The 24,786-nt window shown below is 34.0% G+C and carries 23 protein-coding genes and 1 pseudogene; 20 read left to right on the forward strand and 4 right to left on the reverse strand.

Going from position 1 to position 24,786, the window contains the following annotated elements; translation table 11 throughout:
* The first annotated feature begins 80 nt into the window (after nucleotides 1-80).
* The 4 genes from QO263_RS07315 to QO263_RS07330 all read left to right on the forward strand — a co-directional run bounded on the left by QO263_RS07315 (nucleotide 81) and on the right by QO263_RS07330 (nucleotide 3,108).
* The gene (locus tag QO263_RS07315; protein ID WP_285628236.1) at nucleotides 81-515 is read left to right on the forward strand and encodes a hypothetical protein; all 435 of its coding nucleotides are present in this window, start codon (nucleotides 81-83) and stop codon (nucleotides 513-515) included.
* A 219-nt stretch (nucleotides 516-734) separates the two neighbouring features.
* The gene (locus tag QO263_RS07320) at nucleotides 735-1,859 is read left to right on the forward strand and encodes a hypothetical protein (protein ID WP_285628238.1); all 1,125 of its coding nucleotides are present in this window, start codon (nucleotides 735-737) and stop codon (nucleotides 1,857-1,859) included.
* Between the two features lie 80 nt (nucleotides 1,860-1,939).
* Complete coding sequence (locus QO263_RS07325; RefSeq protein ID WP_285628240.1) at nucleotides 1,940-2,464, forward strand: hypothetical protein; 525 nt, start codon at nucleotides 1,940-1,942, stop codon at nucleotides 2,462-2,464.
* A gap of 437 nt (nucleotides 2,465-2,901) precedes the next feature.
* Nucleotides 2,902-3,108: a hypothetical protein gene (locus tag QO263_RS07330; protein WP_285628241.1), complete on the forward strand. Its 207-nt coding sequence runs from the start codon at nucleotides 2,902-2,904 to the stop codon at nucleotides 3,106-3,108.
* 482 nt (nucleotides 3,109-3,590) lie between these two features.
* On the opposite strand, the pseudogene QO263_RS07335 reads toward QO263_RS07330, so the two are convergent.
* Nucleotides 3,591-4,836 (reverse strand): annotated as a pseudogene (locus tag QO263_RS07335) (IS110 family RNA-guided transposase).
* Nucleotides 4,837-5,139: 303 nt separating this feature from the next.
* On the opposite strand from QO263_RS07335, the gene QO263_RS07340 reads away from it, so the two are divergent.
* From QO263_RS07340 to mgfK, 13 genes are all read left to right on the forward strand, one after another.
* Nucleotides 5,140-6,270 (forward strand): BMP family ABC transporter substrate-binding protein, encoded by a 1,131-nt coding sequence (locus QO263_RS07340; RefSeq protein ID WP_285628244.1) that lies wholly within the window; start codon nucleotides 5,140-5,142, stop codon nucleotides 6,268-6,270.
* Nucleotides 6,271-6,349: 79 nt separating this feature from the next.
* Entirely contained in the window at nucleotides 6,350-7,903 is a 1,554-nt protein-coding gene (locus QO263_RS07345) for an ABC transporter ATP-binding protein (RefSeq protein ID WP_285628247.1), read from the forward strand.
* The gene (locus QO263_RS07350; RefSeq protein ID WP_285628250.1) at nucleotides 7,896-8,972 is read left to right on the forward strand and encodes an ABC transporter permease; all 1,077 of its coding nucleotides are present in this window, start codon (nucleotides 7,896-7,898) and stop codon (nucleotides 8,970-8,972) included. The genes QO263_RS07345 and QO263_RS07350 overlap by 8 nt, the downstream gene beginning before the upstream one ends.
* Nucleotides 8,973-9,923 carry an ABC transporter permease gene (locus QO263_RS07355; protein WP_285628253.1) on the forward strand — a complete coding sequence of 317 codons (951 nt, stop codon included), beginning with the start codon at nucleotides 8,973-8,975 and terminating at the stop codon, nucleotides 9,921-9,923.
* Nucleotides 9,901-10,830: a nucleoside hydrolase gene (locus tag QO263_RS07360; RefSeq protein WP_285628256.1), complete on the forward strand. Its 930-nt coding sequence runs from the start codon at nucleotides 9,901-9,903 to the stop codon at nucleotides 10,828-10,830. Before QO263_RS07355 ends, QO263_RS07360 begins: the two co-directional genes overlap by 23 nt.
* Nucleotides 10,831-10,890: 60 nt before the next feature.
* Entirely contained in the window at nucleotides 10,891-11,781 is an 891-nt protein-coding gene (gene rbsK / locus QO263_RS07365) for a ribokinase (RefSeq protein ID WP_285628259.1), read from the forward strand.
* Between the two features lie 278 nt (nucleotides 11,782-12,059).
* Nucleotides 12,060-12,344, forward strand: coding sequence for a CD3324 family protein (locus QO263_RS07370; RefSeq protein WP_285628262.1), 285 nt, complete (start codon nucleotides 12,060-12,062; stop codon nucleotides 12,342-12,344).
* Nucleotides 12,345-12,568: 224 nt separating this feature from the next.
* Entirely contained in the window at nucleotides 12,569-13,162 is a 594-nt protein-coding gene (locus tag QO263_RS07375; protein WP_285628265.1) for a DUF1062 domain-containing protein, read from the forward strand.
* 202 nt (nucleotides 13,163-13,364) lie between these two features.
* The gene (locus QO263_RS07380) at nucleotides 13,365-14,702 is read left to right on the forward strand and encodes an ABC transporter substrate-binding protein (RefSeq protein ID WP_285628268.1); all 1,338 of its coding nucleotides are present in this window, start codon (nucleotides 13,365-13,367) and stop codon (nucleotides 14,700-14,702) included.
* Between the two features lie 120 nt (nucleotides 14,703-14,822).
* Complete coding sequence (gene murB / locus QO263_RS07385) at nucleotides 14,823-15,740, forward strand: UDP-N-acetylmuramate dehydrogenase (protein ID WP_285628271.1); 918 nt, start codon at nucleotides 14,823-14,825, stop codon at nucleotides 15,738-15,740.
* 286 nt (nucleotides 15,741-16,026) lie between these two features.
* On the forward strand, nucleotides 16,027-16,758 hold the full coding sequence (locus tag QO263_RS07390; protein ID WP_285628274.1) for a PHP domain-containing protein: 732 nt from the start codon (nucleotides 16,027-16,029) through the stop codon (nucleotides 16,756-16,758).
* Nucleotides 16,759-16,777: 19 nt separating this feature from the next.
* Nucleotides 16,778-17,635 (forward strand): RNase adapter RapZ, encoded by an 858-nt coding sequence (rapZ, locus tag QO263_RS07395; protein ID WP_285628277.1) that lies wholly within the window; start codon nucleotides 16,778-16,780, stop codon nucleotides 17,633-17,635.
* Nucleotides 17,636-17,647: 12 nt separating this feature from the next.
* Nucleotides 17,648-18,685 (forward strand): gluconeogenesis morphogenetic factor MgfK, encoded by a 1,038-nt coding sequence (mgfK, locus tag QO263_RS07400; RefSeq protein WP_285628280.1) that lies wholly within the window; start codon nucleotides 17,648-17,650, stop codon nucleotides 18,683-18,685.
* Between the two features lie 154 nt (nucleotides 18,686-18,839).
* Here the strand turns inward: mgfK and QO263_RS07405 are convergent, their stop codons facing one another.
* Nucleotides 18,840-19,460: a beta/alpha barrel domain-containing protein gene (locus QO263_RS07405; protein WP_285629234.1), complete on the reverse strand. Its 621-nt coding sequence runs from the start codon at nucleotides 19,458-19,460 to the stop codon at nucleotides 18,840-18,842.
* 319 nt (nucleotides 19,461-19,779) lie between these two features.
* On the opposite strand from QO263_RS07405, the gene QO263_RS07410 reads away from it, so the two are divergent.
* Nucleotides 19,780-21,168, forward strand: a complete 1,389-nt coding sequence (locus QO263_RS07410; protein ID WP_285628283.1) for a tryptophanase — start codon at nucleotides 19,780-19,782, stop codon at nucleotides 21,166-21,168.
* Nucleotides 21,169-21,381: 213 nt separating this feature from the next.
* On the opposite strand, the gene QO263_RS07415 is transcribed toward QO263_RS07410, so the two are convergent.
* Both QO263_RS07415 and QO263_RS07420 read right to left on the reverse strand, forming a co-directional pair.
* Entirely contained in the window at nucleotides 21,382-21,927 is a 546-nt protein-coding gene (locus QO263_RS07415) for a hypothetical protein (RefSeq protein WP_285628286.1), read from the reverse strand.
* Between the two features lie 238 nt (nucleotides 21,928-22,165).
* Nucleotides 22,166-23,206, reverse strand: a complete 1,041-nt coding sequence (locus QO263_RS07420; RefSeq protein WP_285628289.1) for a M42 family metallopeptidase — start codon at nucleotides 23,204-23,206, stop codon at nucleotides 22,166-22,168.
* A gap of 186 nt (nucleotides 23,207-23,392) precedes the next feature.
* On the opposite strand from QO263_RS07420, the gene QO263_RS07425 reads away from it, so the two are divergent.
* Both QO263_RS07425 and whiA read left to right on the forward strand, forming a co-directional pair.
* Nucleotides 23,393-23,797, forward strand: a complete 405-nt coding sequence (locus tag QO263_RS07425; RefSeq protein ID WP_285628292.1) for an NUDIX hydrolase — start codon at nucleotides 23,393-23,395, stop codon at nucleotides 23,795-23,797.
* Nucleotides 23,798-23,827: 30 nt separating this feature from the next.
* Entirely contained in the window at nucleotides 23,828-24,784 is a 957-nt protein-coding gene (gene whiA, locus QO263_RS07430) for a DNA-binding protein WhiA (protein ID WP_285628297.1), read from the forward strand.
* Nucleotides 24,785-24,786 lie beyond the last annotated feature (2 nt).

A 24,786-nucleotide genomic window follows, 5' to 3' on the forward strand; every position in this document is an offset into this window, starting at 1 on the left:
CTTCTGTTACGAAATAATAGAAATGTGTTAACAGCATAGTCATTCGTGACTATGACATTATTATACTAGGAGATGATTTTATGTATAAAAGAAAGGCTTTATGTTTAATTATAGTTATTCTCGTATTCTTACCTTTTAATATAGGAGCATATGCTGATGATGACATAGGGGAAGAATCCCAAAAACCATCAATTTCAATTCAGATGACTTATATTAATAATATTTCTAATGATTTTACAATATCAGCAGGACAAGCATATATTGCTTGTTCAGTAAAAGGATATAATGACATAACAGATAAAGTAGCCATATATGTCAACTTACAGCAGTACAAGGATGGAAGCTGGGTTACAATCAAAAGCTGGTCAGAAACTTTTAACGACTACATAGGAAATATCAACAAGACTTATAGCGTGGATAAAGGATATACATATAGAGTAAGGGCATCCTTTACTGCGTATAGTGGAGAAAAATCTGAAAGCATAAGCAGTACGAGCAATACAGTAAAGTACTAAATCAAAGGGAACTAAATTTTTATAAATTACAAGTATAGGAGGTGATTCCATTGTTCTAGTGTTATAAGTAGTAATAGAAAAATCAACCATGCATATGATGTAAGCTTATACTTTTTATTAAAGACTATTACTCAAAAATTAATTGATTATGTAATTTGGGTACTCAATTTGTTAATCCTAAAGTAAGGCTAAATACAATTTATTTGAGGAGGAAGAAAAATGAAAAAAACATTTCGTGTTGTTTCTACAGTCTTGATTTTGAGTATTTGCTTGAGTTCTTTTGTTTTTGCATCTGAATATGAACAAAGTAATAATGAAAAAAATTGGTCTAGTTATGGAGAAGATAAGATTATAAATTCAAAGGTACCACGTATCTTAGCGGAGGTTGTTAATGACATTATGTCAAGTAGAGCTACTTCTAAACCGAGCGACGGCTCAGAACTGTCACAACAGGAATTGCCGGAAGAAGAACTATCAAGGCTAGTTGAACTCAACCTTGCCATTGAAGAAGCTAAAAATGAATATAATAAAAATCCATCCACAGAAAATCTAAACTACCTTAATGCATTTATTTCAGAAAAGAATAAAATTGAGCAAATAATTTTAGATAAAGGAATAATAAAGCTAACACAGAATGAAGTTAATTTAGTGTTCGGGGGAACTAAGAATCAATTATCTAGTGAAGAACCTTACTTACCACCAGACACAAAAAATACAGATTACTATATGTCAAGTATATATACTACAAATACTTCTATTGGTCCAGTTACATACTATTGTGTAACAGCAATACCAATATCAAGCAACTCTAGAATGGTAGAGTCTTGGGATATCGATGTTAACTCAGATATGATAAAGAGCTATATAGATACAGTTGTTGACATATACGTTGGAAAGATAACAGGAAGTATTATTGGTAGTTTGACATGGTGGACTGAATTCCTTCCCTACGAACTATTAATGGATGCTCCTTCTGCAGCACAAAACACTACTGCCACATATAGAATCGATGCAACGTATGCAACATCAATGAGGTATATATGGTGTTATTCACCGACTTTTGAAGAATACTTCTTGGGGTTAGTTCTTAATAAAATATCAGTTCGTGATGATCATGTCATGCACTATGTATACAATGGAAAGGTAGGGGGAGATCATTATGAGGATGAATATACACTTTATTCTGAAAATTACTTGAGTTTTACATCAATGGTACGTGAATATTGGGAGTCAAGCGAACATATTCACGAAGAACGTGTTCAGCGAATAAGATATAAATACGAAGATGACGTGGTTATAACACTCTCACCACCTTATGCACAAAATTATGGGTATTTGAATTAAGTATTTATATATAAATTGGTATCTATGAGACAAGCAATGATGCTTGTCTCACAGATAACTTATGTTATGAGGTGATGGCTGTGAAGCACCGAAAAGGGTTATTTTTTATTAGGATTATAAGCATTGTTATTGGGCTAATAATCGTTTGCGTAGTTCCATTCAAGAAAGATATAGATGTTAGTCTAAATGGAGTAGAATTTCAAATTCATAGTTCTGAATATAAGAGTGCGACTATTAACATAGAAGGACAATATTGTAAGTACTTACTTCGACCTAATGTTTTTGAAGGGAAAATACAAGTTGAAGGATACGATTTTACATTTTCAGATTACTATTATGTAAATACATCATTTATAAATGGTTATGGGCACTTAAACTATACTGGTGTTATTAATGGAAGTATATATGGAAAATTCTTAGGACTCATCTATACAGAAGATTTTGAAAAGATATTAATTTGTATTTATGATAAAAAAATAAACAACTCATCTGAACGAGATGACAATTATACCAAATTTATTTGTGCACCTGCGACATCCATAGAAGAGGCGAAAAATATTTATATTTCTATAGTAGAGGAGAGATCTTGGTCAAAAAACAATTAAGTATGACAGATGAAGAGATAAAACTTTTAGAACCAAGGGGATAGGAACCTTGGCCCTTTTAAGCTTTGCAAAATAGTCATAATCCATAAAAAATGCTTTGTTTTCCGGGTTTCTTCACACATGTATTTTATAAATTAAGATTTTGCTTCTGAATCATTTTCTATTTTAGGAAAGTACTAGCGGTCTGTTTATTGGTATATCTATGATTATTATGATTATGAATGTGTAATAAATTTCATAAATAGCAAATGTTTAATACTGATGACGATATAAGGTATAATAATTATATTAATAGTGTAGATGTTTCGATTCTGAATATAAGTAATTGAGGTGAGAGGCAACAGATAGCGTTAGCTAGACTATGGTTTTAGAAAAATAATATTGTTATTTTGGATGAAGCAACTTCTGCTTTAGATAATATAACAGAAGATGAAGTTATGAAAGAGGTCATGGGCCTTCTATCTCAAAATACAGTTATAGCGATTGCACATAGATTGAGTTCTATAAAGGATTTCGACCGAATTATTGTATTTCAAGATGGTCAGATTGTAGAACAAGGTACATTTGACGAACTATTAAGAGAAGGATTGTATTTTGCAGATTTGTATGATAAAAGTTTGTGCAGTAATAATGTAATTAATTAAGGTTATGAGCATTATTTTTAGTTATGTGTTTCTGCTCTACCAAAGCTAATCTCAATTTACTGCAATAAGGCAATTGCATTCAAAGTTGCCTTTTGCTTATTCGCAAAGAGACAGCCAAGCTATAACCGTTTGGCTGTCCTCTTTATGGATAATACTATTTACAAAACTTGTTGATATGTTGTGTGAATTATTCCCTAAGATAGGTATACTGTTCATAATATATCCTAAGTAGTTTTTTAATATCTGAATTATCTGCCAATAAGATGCAATTATTAAAAAAATACTGTTGAAGTTCGACTGCTTATGTCATATAATAAAATCGCAGAGCAGAGTAAACGATTACTCTAAGTCGATTAATTATTCAGTTTAACGGAGGGAAAGGTTGAAAAAGAAAACTAGGGATTGGCACTTCACTTAAGGGCATAGCAAACAAGCCATCTTGCGGTGGCTTCAAAAAATTGAATATATAGACAAAATTAAGGTTATTCAGTAGCTGACTTAATTCTGTAACCTTGGAATTTTGCTAATTGTATAGCCTGCTCTACAGTAATCTCGCGATTGACAGGAATAACGTCAGAGTTTCTGTAAAGTTCAGCATTGTATGGTTCATTTTTCTTCAACATGTTGTATAATGCTGTTAGAAGCATTCTTGCTATTGCAATGATTGCCTTCTTGTGACCACGACGCTTTCTTAAACGAAGGTAGCGGTTACGTATTTCTGGATGCTTTTCACTTTTAACCACAGAGTTGGCACATTGAACAAGAAGTGGTTTAATATAGCATCCAGCTTTGGAAACCCGGACAGATTTTTTCTTCCCTGCACTTTCATTGTTGGTAGGTGTAAGCCCTGCCCATGAACACAAGTGTTTCGCCGAAGGAAAAGCCTCCATATTAACACCAATCTCTGAAATGATTGTGATTGCAGAGAAGATGTTTTTAAAAGATGGACGGTTAGGATTAGGTCGAGTTCTTGTTGATAGGGGCTGGCGAGCACAAGAATCAGTTCTTCTAACTCTGATTTCCGGGATTCCAAATCTTCAAAGTGCTTCTTGATAATCTTTAATTTACCAGCCTGTTGCGGGGAGATATGCCCATCAACGGCGAGCTGTAATTCAGGAATTTTACCCTTCATAGAGCCGTGAATTAAAGGTTCAATATCGAATGAAGTATCTAGAGGATTTTCAAGAATCTTATTCAGAATCTTTTGAGCACTTTTACCAAAAGTGTCGGAGACAACGGAAGACAATTGAATGTTGGAAACCGTGAGACAGTTTTGAAGACGGTTCTTTTCACTGGACATAAAGCAGGTTAGTTTGTAACGATAGCGCATAAGGTCGCGTAGCTGGCGAATATCAGCAGGGGGCATAAAGCTACCGGCAACAAGATCATGCTTAAACAGGTCAGCAATCCATTTAGCATCTTTCTTGTCAGTTTTTTACCACGAATAGCCTTAACGTATTTAGGATGTGCAAGCACAATAGAACAGTCTTTTTCCAAGACGTTGTACACGGGAATCCAGTATTTACCTGTAGATTCCATGCAGACATCCTTACAATTAGATTCAAGCAGCCATTGTAACAGCTCTTTCAGACCTTTGGTGTAGGTGGAAAAGCGATGGCTCTTGTAGGTGGTAACACCTTGTTTATCGGTGGAAGCGATGCAGGCTACAACAAAAGTTTTGTGAACATCAATTCCGCAGCAGATTTTGTACACGATTTTTAAAGCCATAGGGACTCCTTTCTGAACTAGAAAGTTCATAAGAATTATAGGGAGATACGGCATTGACTGAACGCCTGGCATTTAAACGAGATTGTTTAAACAAAGATAAGGTTACGTACTCTAAGGTACACTTATTTGTGCTTGAAAAGGCGTTCTACACATATAAAAATACGGTCATCTGACAAGTCAGACAGCCCACTCACCTCCCCGTGATTTGTAGTTTACCGAAATCCCTATGGGGTTAATTATAAAACAAATAACGCTCAAAAGCACTTTTTCATTACGTTTTGTGCCTTGAGCGAAGCGAAAGGAATGGCTATAAAAATGAAGAAATTATTAGCAGCAATGTTAGCTTTAATTATGGTAGCTACATTTGTATTAACAGGATGCAGCAGTAATGATTTAGAAAATCAGGAATCAAATAATGGAGATGGGCCATTAAAGATAGTATTATTAGTCAATGGAAATCTTGGTGACAAATCATTTTTTGATTCAGCTAATGAAGGTTTAAAGCAAATTAAAGAAAAGTTTGAAGCAGAAACAAAGGTAATAGAAATAGGCCCTGATCAAATGAAATGGGAGTCAGCTTTAGCAGACATATCCGAAGAAAGCTGGGATATTATAATTTGCGGTACATGGCAAATGAGAGAGTACCTAGAAAAAATAGCACCAGAGCATCCAGAAAAGAAATACATATTATTTGATGCTGCTGTAGATTATGAAAAAGGTGACTTTAAGAATGTATATTCAATAAACTATAAGCAAAATGAAGGTTCTTTTTTAGCAGGAGCACTAGCTGCAAAGGTTACTAGCTCTGACATGGCATTAGTAAATGAAGAAAAAATCATAGGCTTTGTTGGCGGTGCAGATACACCAGTTATTAATGATTTCCTTGTTGGGTATATAAGAGGAGCTCAATATGTTGATTCGGAAGTAAAGGTTGCAATATCTTATATTGCTGACTTTTTCGATACTGCTAAAGGTAAGGAAATGGCATTAGCTCAATATAATCAAAAAGCAGACATAGTATTTCCTGTAGCTTCTCAGGCTGGATTAGGAGCATTAGATGCAGCTAAGAGCGAGCAAGGATATGCAATAGGTGTTGACTCAGACCAATCTATGCTATTTAAAGATTTAGATGAGGAAAAAGCTAATTTGATATTATCTTCTGTATTAAAAAGAGTTGATAATTCTTTAGTTAGAGCCATTGAGCTTGAAACACAAGGAAAGCTTCAATGGGGAACTGCGGAATCTTTAGGATTAAAGGAAGAATCTGTGGTCTTAGCTAAAAATGAGCTCTATGATAAGAATGTGCCAGAAGATTTTAAAGCACTAATAGAAGAGCTTTCTCAAAAAATTATTAGTGGAGAAATCGAAGTGGAGTCAGCTCTAGGTATGGAGACAGAGACTTTAAATGATATTAGAAACTCAGTAAAGCCATAAGAAGTAAAATACTATATGCACTGGATAATCCAGTGCATATAGTTTAATATAGGGACTTTCGGGATTTGGGGTGATAAACTTGGCAGATGAAATATTAAGGATGGAAGGTATAACCAAAATATATCCTAATGGAGTTGTAGCAAACAAAGATATAAATTTTTCTGTAAAAGCAGGAGAAATACATGCATTAGTGGGAGAAAACGGAGCAGGTAAAAGCACTCTTATGAAAATACTCTTTGGACTTGAACCCCCCGAAGAAGGACAAATATTTATAAAAGGAAGCAGTATTAAAATCGACTCTCCGGCAATAGCAATAAAAAATGGAATAGGAATGGTACATCAGCATTTTATGCTAGTTCCTTCATTAACAGTAGCAGAGAACATGGTATTAGGTATGGAGCCAAGGAAAAAAGGCTTAATGGATTTTGAAAAGGCAATGAGTATTACCCGAGAAATATCTAAAAAATACAATCTAATTGTGGACCCGAAGGCAAAGGTTTCAGATTTGCCAGTAGGAATAAAGCAAAGGGTAGAAATACTAAAGGCACTTCTTAGAGGTGCAGAGATACTAATACTAGACGAGCCTACAGCAGTCCTGACACCTCAGGAAACGCAAGAATTATTTACTGAATTGATTACACTTAAAGAAAAAGGGCATACCATAATATTTATTTCCCATAAATTAAAAGAAATTAAAGAAATATGTGACAGAATAACTATTTTGAGAAATGGAAAAAGTGTTGGAGTTTATGAGATTAATGACATGTCTCAAGAAGATATATCGAGACTAATGATAGGCCGTGATGTTATTCTGAAAATAGAAAAGGAAAAAAGCAACCCTAAAGAGACTGTACTAAAAGTAAACAATATAGATTATGCAGATAATACAGGGAAGAAGGCATTAAATGACATTAGCTTTACAGTTAGAAGTGGAGAAATACTTGGCATAGCTGGTATAGAGGGGAATGGACAGAGAGAGCTAGTAAAGCTGATTACAGGATTATGTAAATATAATGATGGCAATATAACCATAAGAGATAAGGATATAAAGAATTTAAGCATAAAACAAATAAGAGAATTAGGTACATCACATATATCGGAGGATAGAATGTCTTATGGAGTTGCAGGTGAAGCAACTATTGAGGAAAATATAATATCAGATAGATATGACAACAATGCTCTAAACAAACGTGGATTATTGAATATAAACAAGCTTCAATCCATGGTAAATGAGCTTGTAAAAGATTATAGAGTAAAATGTGATAATGGCAGACAAAAAGTAAAGATGCTATCAGGAGGAAATATACAAAAAGTTGTTGTTGCTAGGGAATTTTCTTCTTCTCCAAAGCTTATTATAGCCGATCAACCTACTAGAGGTATAGACGTAGGAGCCACAGAATTTATTCATAGAAAGCTAGTTAAGCTTAGAGATGAAGGAACAGCTGTTTTGCTCATATCCGCAGACTTAAATGAGGTAATGGAGCTTAGCGATAGTCTTCTAGTAATGTACGGCGGAGAGATAGTAGCATACATTGAAGACAGCACAAAAATTACGGAAGAAGAATTGGGAAGATATATGCTAGGAATAAACAAACAATCTCCAGAGGAAATAAGGAGGGCAGTTAATGAGTAGCAAAAAGATTGAAATTCAATTTGAAATAATCAGAACTTTTGTGGCTATTTTATTAGCTATGTCCTTGGCCTTAATAATTATATTAGCAGTAAGCAATCAGCCTTTAAGCTCAATAACGACATTTTTAGTAGGTCCACTTACGTCCATAAGACGTTTTGGTAATGTAATAGAGATGTCTATACCGTTCATATTTTCAGGACTTGCAGTTTGTAGTATGTTCCAGGCAAATCAGTTTAATATGGCAGGAGAAGGTGCATTTTATGTTGGTGGTGTCGCAGCATCCTTTGTTGCAATAAAGTTTCTTATGCCAGCAGGCATACATCCCGTTATGGCAATTTTATTTGGAGGATTAATTGGTGCGATTGTTGGTTTAATACCTGGACTTCTTAAAATAAAATGGAATGCCAATGAATTGGTTTCATCTCTTATGTTAAACTATGTTTGCTTATATATGGGGTTATATGTAATCAACAATGTGCTCAGAGACCCTAACGCTGGAAATACTGCCTCATATATTTTTAACGAGACAGCGAATTTAAGTAAGATAGTTTCTGGTACGAGAATTCATTTAGGATTATTTATAGCAATTTTTTTTATTATATTAATTAATTTATTTATGTATAGATCCAAATGGGGATATGCATTGAGAATGACTGGTCTAAATGAAAGCTTTGCCAGATATTCAGGTATAAATACAAAAAGAGTAATTTTGTACTCCCAAGCTATAGGCGGGTTAATTGCTGGCGTAGGGGGAAGCACTGAAATTTTAGGTATGTATCAAAGGTTTCAGTGGCAGGCTTTGCCAGGCTATGGATTTGACGGTATAATAGTCGCAATACTTGCAAGAACAAATCCTTTACTTATACCTATAGCTTCATTGTTCCTAGCTTATATCAGGGTAGGAGCAGATATAATGGCAAGATCATCAGATGTTCCTAGCGAAGTCATATCGGTTATTCAGGCTATTATCATTATGCTAATAGCTGCAAATAGATTTTTAGCCAAGTGGAAGCACAAAAGAATCGTCAAGGATTCACAGGAAAAGCTGGCTACTCAGGAGGTTAGGTAGATGGAAAAATTGTTCGATATTATATTTACAACAACTTTTGCATATTCAATTCTTAGAGTTACGACACCAATACTTTTTGCAGCTCTGGCCGCCTTAGTATCGAATAAAGCAGGTGTTATAAATATAGGACTAGAAGGTATTATGCTTACCTCGGCTCTAACTGGAGTAGTAGTCAGTTCTTTTACACAAAGTGCTTTAGTTGGGATATTATGTGCAGCTATAGCAGGTGTACTATTATCGTTATTATTGGCATATTTTTCACTTAATCTTAAATCAGACATAATATTGACAGGAATAGCACTTAATCTACTTGCTAGTGGAGGTACAGTATTTTTATTATATTTAATAGCTAAGGATAAAGGTATTTCAATATCATTAAAGAGTATGGTAGCTCCTGAAATCAATATACCTATATTAAACAGCATACCAGTATTAGGTGACATATTATCGGGACATAATATATTAACTTATCTGGCTTTAATAATGGTATTCTTTGTTTATGTACTTTTATACAGAACACCATTAGGATTAAGAATAAGGGCAGTAGGAGAAAATTCAAATGCGGCAGACTCTGTAGGTATTAGTGCTAAAAAGATAAAGTACTTAGCACTTATGCTTAGTGGTACTCTTGCTGGGTTAGGTGGTGCTTATATGTCAATGGGCTATGTTTCATGGTTTTCCAGAGATATGACAGCTGGCAGAGGCTTTATTGCCTTAGCAGCAGAAGCAATGGGAAGAGGAACACCATTGGGTACACTAATAGCTTCCTTAGTCTTTGGATTTGCGGATGCATTGTCTAATGTTATGCAGTCATTAAGAGTACCTGCAGAATTTGTGCAGATGATTCCATATTTAACTACAATACTAGGATTAGTACTTTATTCAGTGCAACAGGCAAACAGAACTAAGAAATACAGGAGGGAAAAAGATGAAAATACCAGTTATTATTGATACAGATCCAGGGATGGACGATGCCATTGCTTTGTTATTGGCCTTTTCATCGGACAAATTAGATATTAGAGCTCTAACAGCAGTTGGGGGAAATATTCCGATAGATAAGACCAGTAGAAATTTATTAGACCTAGCTGGCTATGCAGATAAAGAAATAAAAGTATCTAAAGGAGCGGGAAAACCCTTATTTAGACATTTAGAAACTGCTGAATGGGTACACGGAGAAAGTGGATTAGGTTCAGTGATACTGCCTAAAAACAATGCGGATTTTTATGAAAAAAGTGCTTGGGATACCATATACGAAGAAGCTGTAGCATTGAAGGGTAAGCTTCATTTGATTACCCTAGGGCCCTTAACTAATATAGCAATCACTTTAATGAAATATCCGGATATAGTGGATAAAATACAAAGGATAACATTAATGGGAGGCTCCTGTTATCTAGGAAATACTACTCCAGCAGCGGAGTTTAATATTTATGTAGATGCTGAGGCAGCAGATATAGTGTTCCGTTCAGGTATACCTATAACTATGGTGGGACTAGATGCTACCCACAAGGCTTCAGTTCTTGAGAAGGAAATAGAAGCTATAATATCAGTAAAAAGTAAAGTTGCTGATATTATGAAAGGACTTTTGATTTCAAATTTAGAATTTCGCAGAAAACATTCAGGATTAAATGAAGCTATAATTCATGATGCACTGGCAGTAGGCGCAGTTATTGATCCAACAATAATAAAAAAAGAAAACTACTTTGTAGCCATAGAAACTGAAGGAGAACTGACTTACGGGAAAACAGTTGTAGACCTGACAAGGGTAACTAAAAACAGTCCTAATGCGGAAGTAGCGCTAGATGTAGATAGAGAAAGATTTGTTAAAATGCTTAAGAAAATGATGAAAGCTTATGAATAAATATAATTTTATGCAATACAGAATTGATAATAACAGATCTAGTCTAAAAAAGAGGTGAGTATGTTGAAAATATTGGTTATAGGAAGTATTAATATGGATTATGTATGCACAGTAGATGAGCTCCCTAAAAAGGGTGAAACTCTCCTTTCTAATGGATTTGTGGACAGTGGTGGAGGAAAAGGAGCTAATCAGGCTGTTGCTGCAAGGAGACTTGGTGCAGAGGTTGCTATGATAGGAGCAGTAGGAAAGGATGTCAGTGGAGATAAATTAATAGATAGCTTACGTAAAGAGGGAATCAATGTGGACTATATAAAAAGAGTAGATATACCTACTGGCAATGCAATAGTCACTGTAGACAAAAATGGAGATAACACTATTGTAGTTTATTCTGGAGCAAATTTCCAAGTTGATGAAGAACTAATAAATAGTTACGAAGCTGTCATAGAAGATAATGACTTTATAATACTACAGCTGGAAATACCTATGAATACTGTTTTATATTCTGCAAAACTGGCGAAAAAGCATGGAAAAAAGGTTGTTTTAAACCCTGCACCAGCAAAGGAGCTACCTAAAGAAATATACGAATACATTGATTATATAACACCTAATGAAACAGAATTAGCTAGAATAACTGGAATAGATGATATTAAACTAGCCTCAAAGGAATTAGTAAATAGAGGGGCTAAGAATGTAGTAGTTACATTAGGAGAAAAGGGCTCATATTACCTTGGCGATGGTGAATTAGAAGTGGAAAGCTTTAAAATAGAAGCTGTTGATACTACAGCTGCTGGAGATTCTTTTAATGGAGCATTGGCGGTAGCCCTTGGAGAGGGAAAAAGCATAGAAGAAGCACTTAAATATGCAAATGCTGTGGGAGCATTAACTACTACTAAAATAGGAGCTCAGGTGTCACTGCCATATAAGGAAGAAGTTAAGGAGTTTTTAAAATAATAAATTAGTCAAGATAAATATAGACCTATGCATATAATAAACAAGTCTATAGGTTTTATCATATTTTAAGGCATATAGCAGATGGGGTATAAATGAAATTAGCTTTTACTTCTATTAGCGTTGCATTTGGAACAAATATATGATTATATATAAGCAAGATATGATTTGAGGAGGACGTTTATGAGAAGATATGTTATTTTTGCATAGCAGAGGCTATTGCAAAAAATAGAAGATAGCCTTTGCTATTCCTAACAGATTTTTATGTTTAGGAGGGCAAAATGAGCTATAAAAAAGCGACTAATATTCTACCCGAAGAACTGGTGGAATTAATACAAGATTATGTTGATGGTGAATACATATATATCCCTAGAAAAGAAGAAAACAGAAAAAAATGGGGAACTAAAACTTCTGCAAGAAAACACTTAGATTTAAGAAATTCAAATATATACAAGGATTACTTGTTAGGAGTTAAGGTAAATACCCTAGCCGGAAAATATTATTTATCATCAAAAAGCATTCAAAGAATTATATTACATGAAAAAAATAAACGTGTACAAAAATAAGTCAGTGCAGCTTGCATTGGCTTATTTTTATTTCTGAAATGAATATGAGGTATTTAATTGAGATGAAAACAGATAAAATGTTTATAGACTAGAAAAGATAGGAGGGTACTGTATGAGAAAGCTTATATTAAATGCATAGCAAAGGCTATTGCATTATACTGTGAAGAAAATATAATGAAATAGCCTTTGCATATTCCTAGAATGAAACTAAGAGGGAGATGCAAATGAGCTATTTAAATACAATTGAATGGGAAATTGTTCCTGAAACCATACCGGAAGTAAAAAGAAATTGTCCTAAGTGTGGAGAAAAGAAAAATTATATAAGCAGTGAGAAATTTCGAGTAAATGCAAATGGACCACTTATTGATATATGGTTGATATATCAGTGCAAAAAATGCAAATCTACTTGGAACATGGCAATTCATGAGAGAACAAACATAAAGGAAATCTCTAAAGACAAGTACGAAAAATTCTTGTCAAATGATAAGGAATTAGCTATGGAATATGGCTTTGATATGAATATACACAATAAAAACAGAACAGAAATAATATGGGATAGTGTCAAGTACCATATTATTTCAAAGGAATTAAATAGAGCAGGGAAAATGGAAAACGAGCAGCAATATATAATTAGGTGCAAGTATCAACTCCCAATACGAGTAGATAGATTGCTGTGTGAAAAATTATGCATATCAAGGAGTAAGGTCAAAGATTTATATGAAAAAGGGGCAATATATTCACAAGAGAATTCAAATATTTTGAAACTAAAAATCTTTGATGGAATGCTAATTTGTATTAATAATAAATATTTTGAATGAGTTTAAAATGAAAAAATAGATATGGAAACAGGAGGATAGTATGATTGCTATCCTCTTTTATGTTGTGGAAAAAGCTAACTTAACTTGATGGGCTAGTAATGTAAAATTGCATCGAGCAGCTGTTTTCTTTTAATCAAGTTTTAACCTATTAATTTCATAAAGGACACATCCCTAGAATATTTATATTTTAAGGAGTGATAGCATGAAAAAAGCATTTAAAATTACTATATCCTTTGCCTTAATAGCATTTATTTTTATATGGCCTATATACGTTTTTATATACAAACCAGCACAAATAGAAAAGCAAAATAATGAAAAATCAGAGGAGTGGAAGGGGCTAATTCAGCTTTGGGATTTTCCAAGAGTTGATTCAAAAACAGGAAGTAGATATGGATGGATACAGGATAAAATCAAGAAATTTGAAAAACAAAATCCAGGAGTATTTATCGAGTTGACACCTTTAGATTGGAAAAAAGGACCTAATAAGCTGGAGGTATCCCTTAAAACAGGAAATCTCCCTGATATAGCTCCTATAGGAACGGAGTATATATACATGAATGAATCTGTGCTAGAGCCTTTAGAAGAATACTTTACTAAGGATGAAATTAAAGAATTTAAGTATTTAGCAATGAATGCTGTTACTAAGGATGAAAAAATATGGGGAGTACCATTTATGATGACTACATATTCTATGTTTTTAAATGCTGAGATATTTAAGCAAAAAGGGGTAGAGCTACCCCTAGATGGGAATTGGACCTATGAAGAATTTGTCGAAAAAATGAAGGCTTTGACATGGGATGATAATAGTGATGGTAAATTAGATTATTATGGTTTTATTTCACCAATTAAGCCTGATTATTATAATTTATGGGGTATAATATTAAGTGATGGTGCTGAAATAGTCAATGATAAGGGAGAATACTCCTTTTATGGAGAGAAGGCCATAAGCGGACTTAAAAAAGCTGTTGATTTAAAACAAAATTATAAGGTTACTCCTGAGGACTTTGGGTTATATGATGAAAATGAAGCCTGGGATTTATTCTTTAATCAAAGGACAATAGCAGTCTATCCTACTGGCTCCTGGGCTGCAAAGACTCTCCTAGATAAGTATCAATCTGGAGAAGGCTTTGAATATGTAGTAGCAAATTACCCTATAGGAGATAGAAGACTGCCCATATCCTTAAATAACAGTGTTAGTGCATATGGAATTTTTAAGCAGGAGGATAAAGGTAAGCTGGATATGTGTATTAAGTTTCTAAAGTTCATAACTAAAGATAATTATCAAAAAGAATTAGAAAGACTGGGAGTTTTTCCTGTTAAGAGCACTGTAGAGGATACATATATTAATGATTCGAATATGAAAAAGATAGAGGATTGTTTGTCTTACACTATTCCACTTCCTAAGCATAAAGAATGGAACGAAATAGATAGGATTTTACAGAATCAAATAAGATTGGCTATTATAGGAGAAAAGACTGCTGAGGAAGCTATTGAAGAAGCGAGAAAACAGGTTATGCAATTAAATGGTGGGGGAAGATAATAGAAATATACTCTCAATGTTTGGCCATGAATAATTCTATAGAAACAATGTTGTGAGTTGTTTATTATTACAAAAAAAGATATACTAAAATATATGATATTGCTGTAATGGGAGCTGATTATGTTGGATAAAAACCATGTTTATAGAATGTTTAAAAATATAATTGAAAGGGGCACTGTTTTAACAGATGAGCCTATGAGTAAGCATACTTCTTTTAAAATAGGAGGCCCTGTAGATGTTTTTGTTATTCCGGGTACGGTTCAAGAATTAGCTAGTTCAATCAAGCTATGCAAGGATGAAGGACTAGGCTATTTTGTAATGGGCAATGGAAGCAACTTAGTCATTAGAGATAAAGGTATGCGTGGCATTGTGATAAAAATTTCAGAAAGCATGAGTAATGTAGAGGTAAAAGGTACAAAACTAATTGCTGAGGCAGGAGCTCTTTTATCAGTAGTGTCGAAAGTAGCCCTTAGGAATTCCTTAACAGGGCTAGAATTTGCTAGCGGAATACCAGGATCCCTAGGTGGAGCAATAGCTATGAATGCTGGTGCCTATGGTGGAGAAATGAAGGACGTAGTAGCTAAAGTAATGTGTTTAGATACTGATGGAAATTTTGTAGAGTATGAAAATGCTGACATGAATTTTGGTTATAGACAAAGTAGAGTGCAGAATGAAAATTTAATTGTTGTTCAGGCAGAAATGGATTTAAAAGAGGGAAGTTATGAAGATATAAAGGCATATATGAATGAGCTTACTGAAAAAAGAACATCAAAACAGCCACTTAATCTGCCAAGTGCTGGCAGCGTGTTTAGAAGGCCAGAAGGATATTTTGCAGGTAAGCTAATTGAAGATGCAGGCTTAAAAGGCATTAGACTTGGGGATGCACAGGTTTCTGATAAACACAGTGGTTTTATTGTGAATGCAGGGAATGCGACTAGCGATGATGTAATTAATCTAATCAGAGTGGTTCAAAAAACTGTATCAGATAAATTCGGGGTAAAACTTGAAACAGAGGTTAAAATCATGGGAGAAGAGTAAACATATATAAATAAAATACACGCTCACGGTTTCGGCCACGAATAATTCTAAAGCTCATTCCAGCTAAAAATCCTACAGCTTGCAAACTCGCTATGCTTAATGGAGTTATAGAAATCTTTGATTTCGTTATAACTCCTTATGTCAGCGTATGCTGACCTTACCTTAATGTAGCTGCTTAACGGATTTTTAGCTTACATTCGCTAAGAATTATGGTCGTGTCCTGCAAATGTTCGCTTAGTATTTTATTTATATATGTAGAATATTAATTGATGAAGGAGGGTTACAAATGAGAATCACAGGGGACTATCATACACATACTATATATAGCCATGGAAAAGGAACTATAAGAGAAAATGTTGAGAGTGCAATAGAAAAAGGATTAAAGGAAATAGCAATATGTGATCATGGGCCGAGGCATATGGGCTTCGGAGTAAAGAGATATAATTTTCAAAAAATGAGAAATGAGATAGATGCTTTAAACAAGGAGTATAAGGATATAAATATTCTCTTAGGTGTAGAATCTAACATTGTAAGCTATGATGGAGATATAGATGTAGATGATGAGATAATTAAACTCATAGATATACTTTTGGTTGGATTTCACTTTGGAGCAGTGCCAAAGTCTTTAGGCGATGCGTATAAAATGTTTGTGTTAAATTATTTAGGCAAATTTTTTAAAGGAATTGCAATGAAAGCTAGAAGATTAAATACTCAGGCAGTAATCAATGCAATAAATAGATATGATATTGATTTAATCACTCACCCAGGTGCCAAGGTAGATATTGACACAAGAGAGCTGGCTAAGGCTGCTTCTAAAAGAGGAACAGCTTTAGAGATAAATGCAAGCCATGGATTTTTGACAGTTGAGTATATTAAAATTGCCGCTGAAGAAGATGTAAAATTCATGATAAATAGTGATGCTCATAGGCCTGAGGACATAGGTAAAGTTGAAAAAGGAATAAGAAGAGCATTAGAAGCAAACTTGAACATAGATAGAATAATAAACGCCACTAATTAATAGAAAGAGGTGCTTTACCGTGAAATTTATTATCATAACCGGTCTTTCTGGTGCAGGAAAGAGCCAGGCAGTAAAGGTGTTTGAAGACATAGGATACTACTGTATGGACAACCTGCCACCTGCATTGCTACCAGACTTCGCAGATTTATGCTTATACTCTAAAAGGAATATTGACCAGGTTGCAGTTGTTGTAGATATAAGAGGCGGAAAGTTTTTTAATGATTTATTTAAAAGTCTTTATGATCTTGAGGAATCAGGATTTGAATATAAGATACTATTCTTAGATGCTTCGGATGAAGTGCTTATTAAGAGATTTAAAGAACAAAGAAGACCTCACCCTTTAAGCACTGAAGGTAGAATAATTGACGGTATTGAAAGGGAGAGAGAAAGACTAAATGAAGTAAAAATGAAATCTAACTATATATTAGATACTTCAAATCTGACGACAGCTATGCTAAAAGAGGAAATTAAGAATATCTTTGTGGAGGGTAAAGAAACAAAGAACTTAACAGTTTCCATTGTATCCTTTGGCTTTAAAAAGGGAATCCCACTTGATGCTGATTTAGTTTTTGATGTTAGATTTTTACCGAATCCTTTTTATGTTGCTGAACTAAAGGACTTTACTGGAAACGATGAAAATGTAAGAAATTATGTTATGAAATGGGAGCAAACTAAGACATTTATTGACAAGCTTATAGATATGATTGACTTTTTAATACCCTACTACATTAAAGAGGGTAAGAGTCAGCTTGTTATAGCTATTGGATGTACAGGAGGAAAACATCGTTCAGTTACTATAGCCAATGTTTTATATGAGGATTTAAAGCAAAAAGGATATAGAGTTGTTATGGGACATAGAGATTGTGAAAAAGCATAAAGGGGAAATATTATGAAGCTAACTAATATAAAACAAACCAATAGAGCACTTGAAGAAAGAAAAAGACTCGCTGCGGCTCCCAAGGTAGTTGTTATAGGAGGAGGAACTGGGCTTTCAGTTTTACTTAGAGGCTTAAAAGAATACACTTCGAATATTACTGCTATTGTAACAGTTGCAGATGATGGTGGCGGCTCAGGAATTCTTAGAGAGGATTTAGGCATGCTTCCTCCAGGCGATATTAGAAGCTGCTTGTTAGCTCTTGCCAATACTGAGCCAGCTATGGAGAAACTATTACAGTATAGATTCAAGGAAGGAAGGCTTAAAGGACAGAACTTTGGAAATTTATTTATAGCCGCCATGAACGAAATTCATGGAAACTTCGAGACTGCTATTAAAGAGATGGGCAGTGTACTAGCTGTGACTGGAAAGGTTCTTCCTATGACATTAGAAGATGTAAAGCTTTATGCTAAATTAGAAGACGAACATATTATAGAAGGTGAATCTAATATACCCGTAAAAAATGGCGAATATAAAAGTAAAATAGACTATGTATATATTAGACCTGAAAAAGCTAAACCTGTAGACGAGGCTATAGATGCAATAAGAGAAGCGGATTGTATAGTACTAGGACCAGGCAGCTTGTATACCAGTGTAATTCCTAACCTTCTAGTTGAAAACATAGTAGATGAAATAGATAAATCAGAGTCAATAAAAATATATATATCAAATGTCATGACTCAACCAGGAGAAACTGACGACTATAGTGTATTAGATCATGTAAAAGCCATAAACAAACATTCTAAAGAAAGAATAATTGACTACGTAATAGCCAATGTTGAAAGGATTCCTGAGGATACTTTAAATATTTATATTAAGGATGGAGCAAGGCCAGTAATTATTACAGAAGAGGAAGAGAACATATTGGCTGATATGAATATTAAAGTGATTAAAAATAATCTCATAGATATTAAAAAAAATTATATTAGACATGATGCTATTAGTCTAAGTGAGATAATAGTAGATTTAGTTATGAAAGAGAAAAAAAACTGAGGCTTATGTCAAGGCCACTGAAAAAGTCCTTTTTGTCATCCTGAGCATCAGCGAAGGATCCCTCATGCATTGAAACATAGGATTCTTCGACTGCGTTTCAGAATGACAAACCCAAAAACAGACTTTTTCAGTGGACATCTTATATCCTCGGTTTTTATAATTCTCCTCTGTATTTTTGCATTAATGTAGAGAATAACGCAGGTGAAGTTGGCGGAGTATAGGTTATAGCATTAGCTCCTGCCTTTATAGTCTCTAATATACTTTCATCAGTAGGGCCTCCTGTTGCAATAATAGGTATATCAGGAAAATCTTTTCTTATTGCAGCAACAATTTCAGGAGTTTTGCTTGCACCAGAAACATTTAATATAGTGGCTCCTGCTTTAATCCTTTCTAAAATATCTGTCTTAATTGTAGTAACAGTAACGACTACAGGTATATCAATAGTACTTACTAATTCACTTATTACCTCATTTGCAGTAGGCGCATTTACTACTACGCCCATAGCCCCTTGAAACTCAGCATGTAAAGCAAGGTTAACAGATCTTTTGCCAGTAGTAATTCCGCCACCCACACCACAAAAAACGGGTACAGAAGCAGCAGTCATAATTGCCTGAGTTATTATGGGCTGAGGGGTAAAAGGATATACTGCCATTACTGCATCTGCGTTTATATTTTTTATTATCGCAACATCCGTTGAAAATACTAATGAACGAATCAATTTTCCGTTAACTCTTATTCCAGATGCCTCATCGATTACTTCAGGTACATTAATCATGTTACGCTTCAAATAACTTGAGATTGCAGGTATTCTTCTTTCTTCCAAACTTAATCCCCCCATAATCATTTTTTTCATTATAACACCACGACGAAATAAATCCAACGAAATTTTATGGCATACAAAAGTATTTCAGAAGACTTCAAAAGATAAAGTGGCTATTTATCCCCCATATATTTATAATGTTAAGAAATAGAAATATAAATAAAATATAAAGGAAATATAAATTATTTATAGAATAAATTACTATGTAAAAAAATTTTGAAGACTTCAAATAATTTTAGCAATTTAAATCGTTAAAGTAAAGGAGGGCTTTTTAATGAGCGAAATCTATACAAAAATGGCAGAGCCATATAAGATTAAAATGGTGGAAAACATCAGGTTAATACCTAAGGAAGAAAGAATAAGAAAGATACGAGAAGTAGGCTACAATCAGTTTGCATTAAAATCAGAAGATGTGTTTATTGACTTGCTTTCTGATAGTGGTACTGGTGCTATGAGTGATAACCAATGGTCAGGGTTAATGCTTGGAGATGAAGCATATGCTGGCAGCAGAAACTTTTACAATCTCCAAGATACTGTTCATGAAATAATCGGTTATAAATACTTTGTGCCAACACATCAAGGTAGAGGTGCAGAAAACATATTATTCCCTTTGTTGATTAAACCAAAACAGTATGTACTAGGAAATATGCATTTTGATACTACAAAGGCCCATATAGAGCTTAAGGGTGGAAGAGCTGAAAATTTTGTAATAGAGGAAGCATATGATACTCAGAAGGAGCATCCTTTTAAAGGAAACTTTGACTTAGAAAAGCTTGAAGCGTTCATTAAGGAAAAAGGTGTAGAAAATTGTGCGTTTATATTGATTACAGTTACATGTAATAGTGCTGGCGGTCAGCCAGTATCAATAGAAAATATAAAGGCTGTAAGAAAGATAGCAGATAAATACGGATTAAGAGTATTTTTTGATTCAGCTAGATTTGCGGAAAACGCTTACTTTATAAAACAAAGAGAAGAAGCCTATAAGAACAAAAGTATAAAAGAGATTATAAAAGAGATGTTTTCATATGGTGAAGGACTTACTATGAGTGCAAAGAAAGATGGTATAGTAAACATGGGTGGTATGGTTGCTATTAAGGATGACGAAGAGCTATTTGGTGGAGTAAGGCAGATGGTAATTCCTATGGAAGGCTTCCCAACTTATGGAGGATTGACAGGTAGAGATATGGAGGCTTTATCAAGAGGTATTAGAGAAGCAGTTGATGAATCCTATCTTCAATCCAGAATTGGTCAGATAGAATATTTAGCAAAGAGACTTGATGAAGCAGGAATACCTATACAAAAACCTGTAGGTGGTCATGCGGTATTCGTAGATGCTAAAAAGCTTCTTCCACATATACCATATTATCAATTCCCAGCTCAGTCATTATGTGTAGAGCTATATATTGAAGCAGGAGTTAGAGGAGTTGAGGTTGGTTCATTCTTATTGGGAAGAGATCCTGATACAGGAGAACAGCTTGAATCTCCATTAGAATTGTTGAGACTTACCATACCTAGAAGAGTATACACTAATAATCATATGGATGTCATAGCAGAGGCTTTAATCAATATTGCAAAGAGGAAAGATGAGCTCAAGGGCTATGAATTTACTTATGAGCCAAAGGTACTAAGACACTTTATAGCGGAGCTTAAGCCTATTGAGTAAGCAAATATCCAAAATTTTTGATTTTACAATAGTCACTTATATGGTAGCTGAATAGTGAGTAAATAAAACTAGCTTTAATAATGATATTGTCATTCTGAGCGTAAGTGAAGGATTTATGAATTCTTCATTACGTCCAGAATGACGAAATATAAATATTTCCTAAAACTTCTTAAATTAATAGAACAAATGTGCTTAATTCATATTTTCATATTATCAATTCCTTTTATACTTTTCCTCCAATAAGCTTGAAATCAAGGCTCCTGCACTCCTTTTATCTAAGGCTGCTAAGTCAATGTCCCTATTCAAATCATCAGATAGCTTTTTTATAGTATCTAGCTGTCTTTTAGTAGGAGGTTCATTGAAAAAATCATTAGGAACATAAGCAGAGGATTCAAATGGATTATCCCTAGCTTCATTATCTGCTTCAAGATTTATCTCTTCAATTGCAGTCATTCCTACATTTGTTAAGTCTCTTAGAGCCCTTGCCTTTGCACGAGTAGATGCCATTCTAATTATATGGGGTTGAATTTTAGAATTAACTGAGCTTGGACTTGCATCTCCATAATCAATGAAGGTTCCCTTGTCGGTAACTGCCGTAGCTTTACATATGGCGGTCATATTATTTTCCTTTGAGGGTGTCTGTACAAGCTCTACATTAATAGATTTCAAATTTTTCTGATGCGCTAAATCCAAGAGTCCTTCATAGGTTACAAAAGATTTTCCCTGAAGATTTATAATAAACTTTTCATTAATAGACATAAAATCACCTTTTTATTTTATTTTGCTACACTATGAGGTAAATAAACATGAAACTAAAGTAAAGAGATACAGTATATAGCAAAAAACAAAAAGTGCAGATTATATTAATTTCTATCTGCACTTAGGCTTACAGCTTTTAGTTCTAATTATTTTTGTTTTTTCGATATAAATATTGAAAGCTTTATACATTGCACATATATTGGTCAACCAAATCAAAATTGTTATTACTCCTGTCTCATTATTCAGCTAACAAATACTTAATAGCCAGTTTAATTGTATTTTCTATAGCCTCCTTGTGAGTTCTTTCATGAGAATGAGAAGCATCTACTCCAGGTCCTATAAGTCCGTGTTTAAATTCCCAGCCTGCTCTTAAAGCAGCACTCGCATCTGAACCATAGTAAGGATATATGTCAACCTTATAGTTAATATTATTGTTTTTTGCTATTTCAACTAATCTATTTTTTAGTTCTAAATCATATGGACCACTAGAATCCTTTGCACATATTGTAACACTAAATTCATCAGAGGTTTGCCCATCACCGGGAGCAGCCATGTCAATAGCGATGAATTCAGCAGTTTTTTCTGGTATTGAAGCGGAGGCACCATGTCCCACTTCTTCATAATTGCTTATAAAGAAATTAGTTGTGTATTTTGGTGTTAGGCTATTATCTTTAAAGTATTTTGCTACTGCTAAAATAGCAGCTACTCCTGCCTTATCATCTAAATGCCTTGATTTAATAAATCCACTTTCAGTTACTATAGCTCTTGGATCAAGGAATACAAAGTCTCCAACGGAAATTCCTAGCTTTTCAACATCTTCCTTTGAATTAACCTTTTCATCAAGCCTAATTTCTATACTGCTTTCGCTTCTTTCAATTTTACTTGTTTCACTACCATGCACATGGGTGGATGCTTTAGTTGTCAATATAGTACCAGAATATTTTTTGTCGTTAGAAGCCTCAACCACGCAATATTCACCTTCAATAGTATTCCATGAATAACCGCCTATTTGTGTGATTTTAAGTCTTCCATTTCCCTTAATTTCTTTTACCATTGCTCCTAGAGTATCAACATGGGCAGAAAGTGTTCTATGTACATCATCATTTTCTCCCTTGATACTAGCAACTAAAGCACCTTTTTTAGTCCTATAGCTGACAACATTAAGTTCCTTGAATTCATTCTCCACAATATCCATAACTGTTTTTGTATTTCCTGTAGGACTTGGAGTTTTTAAAATTTTAACGAGATTATCAACGGCATACTGCATGTCAATTATCATATGACAATCCTCCTTAGATAGTATTTCATGTAATCTAATACCATTTTATATCAAATAAATTGAATAGTAAATAAGACATTAATTTAATAGCACTTGAGTAGTTGAAAGATTTACACTAATATGATAATTTAATTGTATATACTTTAATTGATAAGTTTCGGATTTTGAGCATAGGGGTGTTTCAACATGAGAAATGAAATAAGTGCAGGAGGGGTTGTAGTATTTGGCAATGCCATACTGCTATTAAGAAAATATAATGGAGATTGGGTTTTACCTAAAGGAAAGGTAGAGTATAATGAGGATATATCCGAAACAGCCACTAGGGAGGTTCTAGAAGAGGGAGGAGTAAAAGCTAACATTGTTAAATATTTGGGAAAGATACATTACACTTTTAGGAATACTAGAGAAGAGGATGAAATCGTTAGCAAGACTGTGCACTGGTTTCTAATGGAGGCAAGAAGCATGGAATGTATCCCACAAAGAAAAGAGGGTTTTGTAGATGCCTTATTTGTTCATATTAATAGGGCAAGTCAAATAGCAAAATATGAAGATGAGAAGAAGATAATAATTAAAGCTATACAAAATATGTAACATTAAATATTTTTATGGTAGGTGTGGCATATGTCGTTTTCATCAAAAACTAAAAATGAATTATCTAGGATACAAATGGAAAATAATTGCTGTATATTAGCAGAATTAGCTGCACTTATTAGAATGAGCGGTTCTGTTCAGATTAGTGGTTTAGGTAGAGTAAACTTGAAATTTACGACCGAGAATGCTGCAATAGCAAGAAGGATATTTACTTTGCTTAAGTTATTATATAATGTAAATACTGAAGTAATGGTTAGGAAAAATAAACAATTAAAAAAGAATAATAATTATTTAATAATTGTAGGTAATTCTAATGATGCAGAAAAAATTCTTATAGAGACTGGAGTACTAAAAAAGGATAACAAGCAGCAATATGTCATAAACTATGGTATAATTAAAAAATTGATTAATAATAGATGCTGTAAAAGGGCGTATATAAGAGGAGCATTTTTAGGAGGAGGTTCTATTAGCAATCCTGAAAAGACTTACCACTTAGAATTTGTTACCCATAGCCAACAGCATAGTATTGATTTATCAAAGCTAATAAATTCCTTTGGTCTTAATTCAAAAATAGTATTGCGTAAAGAAAGCTATGTGGTGTATCTTAAAGAAGGGGAGCAAATCGTGGATCTTCTGAATATAATGGAGGCACATTCTGCACTGCTCAAGCTTGAAGATATAAGGATACTTAAGGAAGTAAGGAATAATGTGAATAGGATAGTAAATTGTGAGACTGCCAATCTAGAAAAAACAATCAATGCCTCACTAAGGCAAATACACAATATAGAATATATAGATAAGATAATTGGAATAGATAATTTACCTGAAAACCTAGTTGATATAGCACGGTTAAGGCTTCTGCATAGAGATGCCAGTTTAAAGGAGCTGGGGATGATGCTTACCCCGAGCATCGGGAAATCTGGAGTAAACCATAGACTAAGAAAACTAGAAGAAATAGCAGAACAACTAAGAGAGAGGAGGAAATGACA

It is taken from the genome of Proteiniborus sp. MB09-C3, from assembly GCF_030263895.1.
Lineage (GTDB): Bacteria > Bacillota > Clostridia > Tissierellales > Proteiniboraceae > Proteiniborus.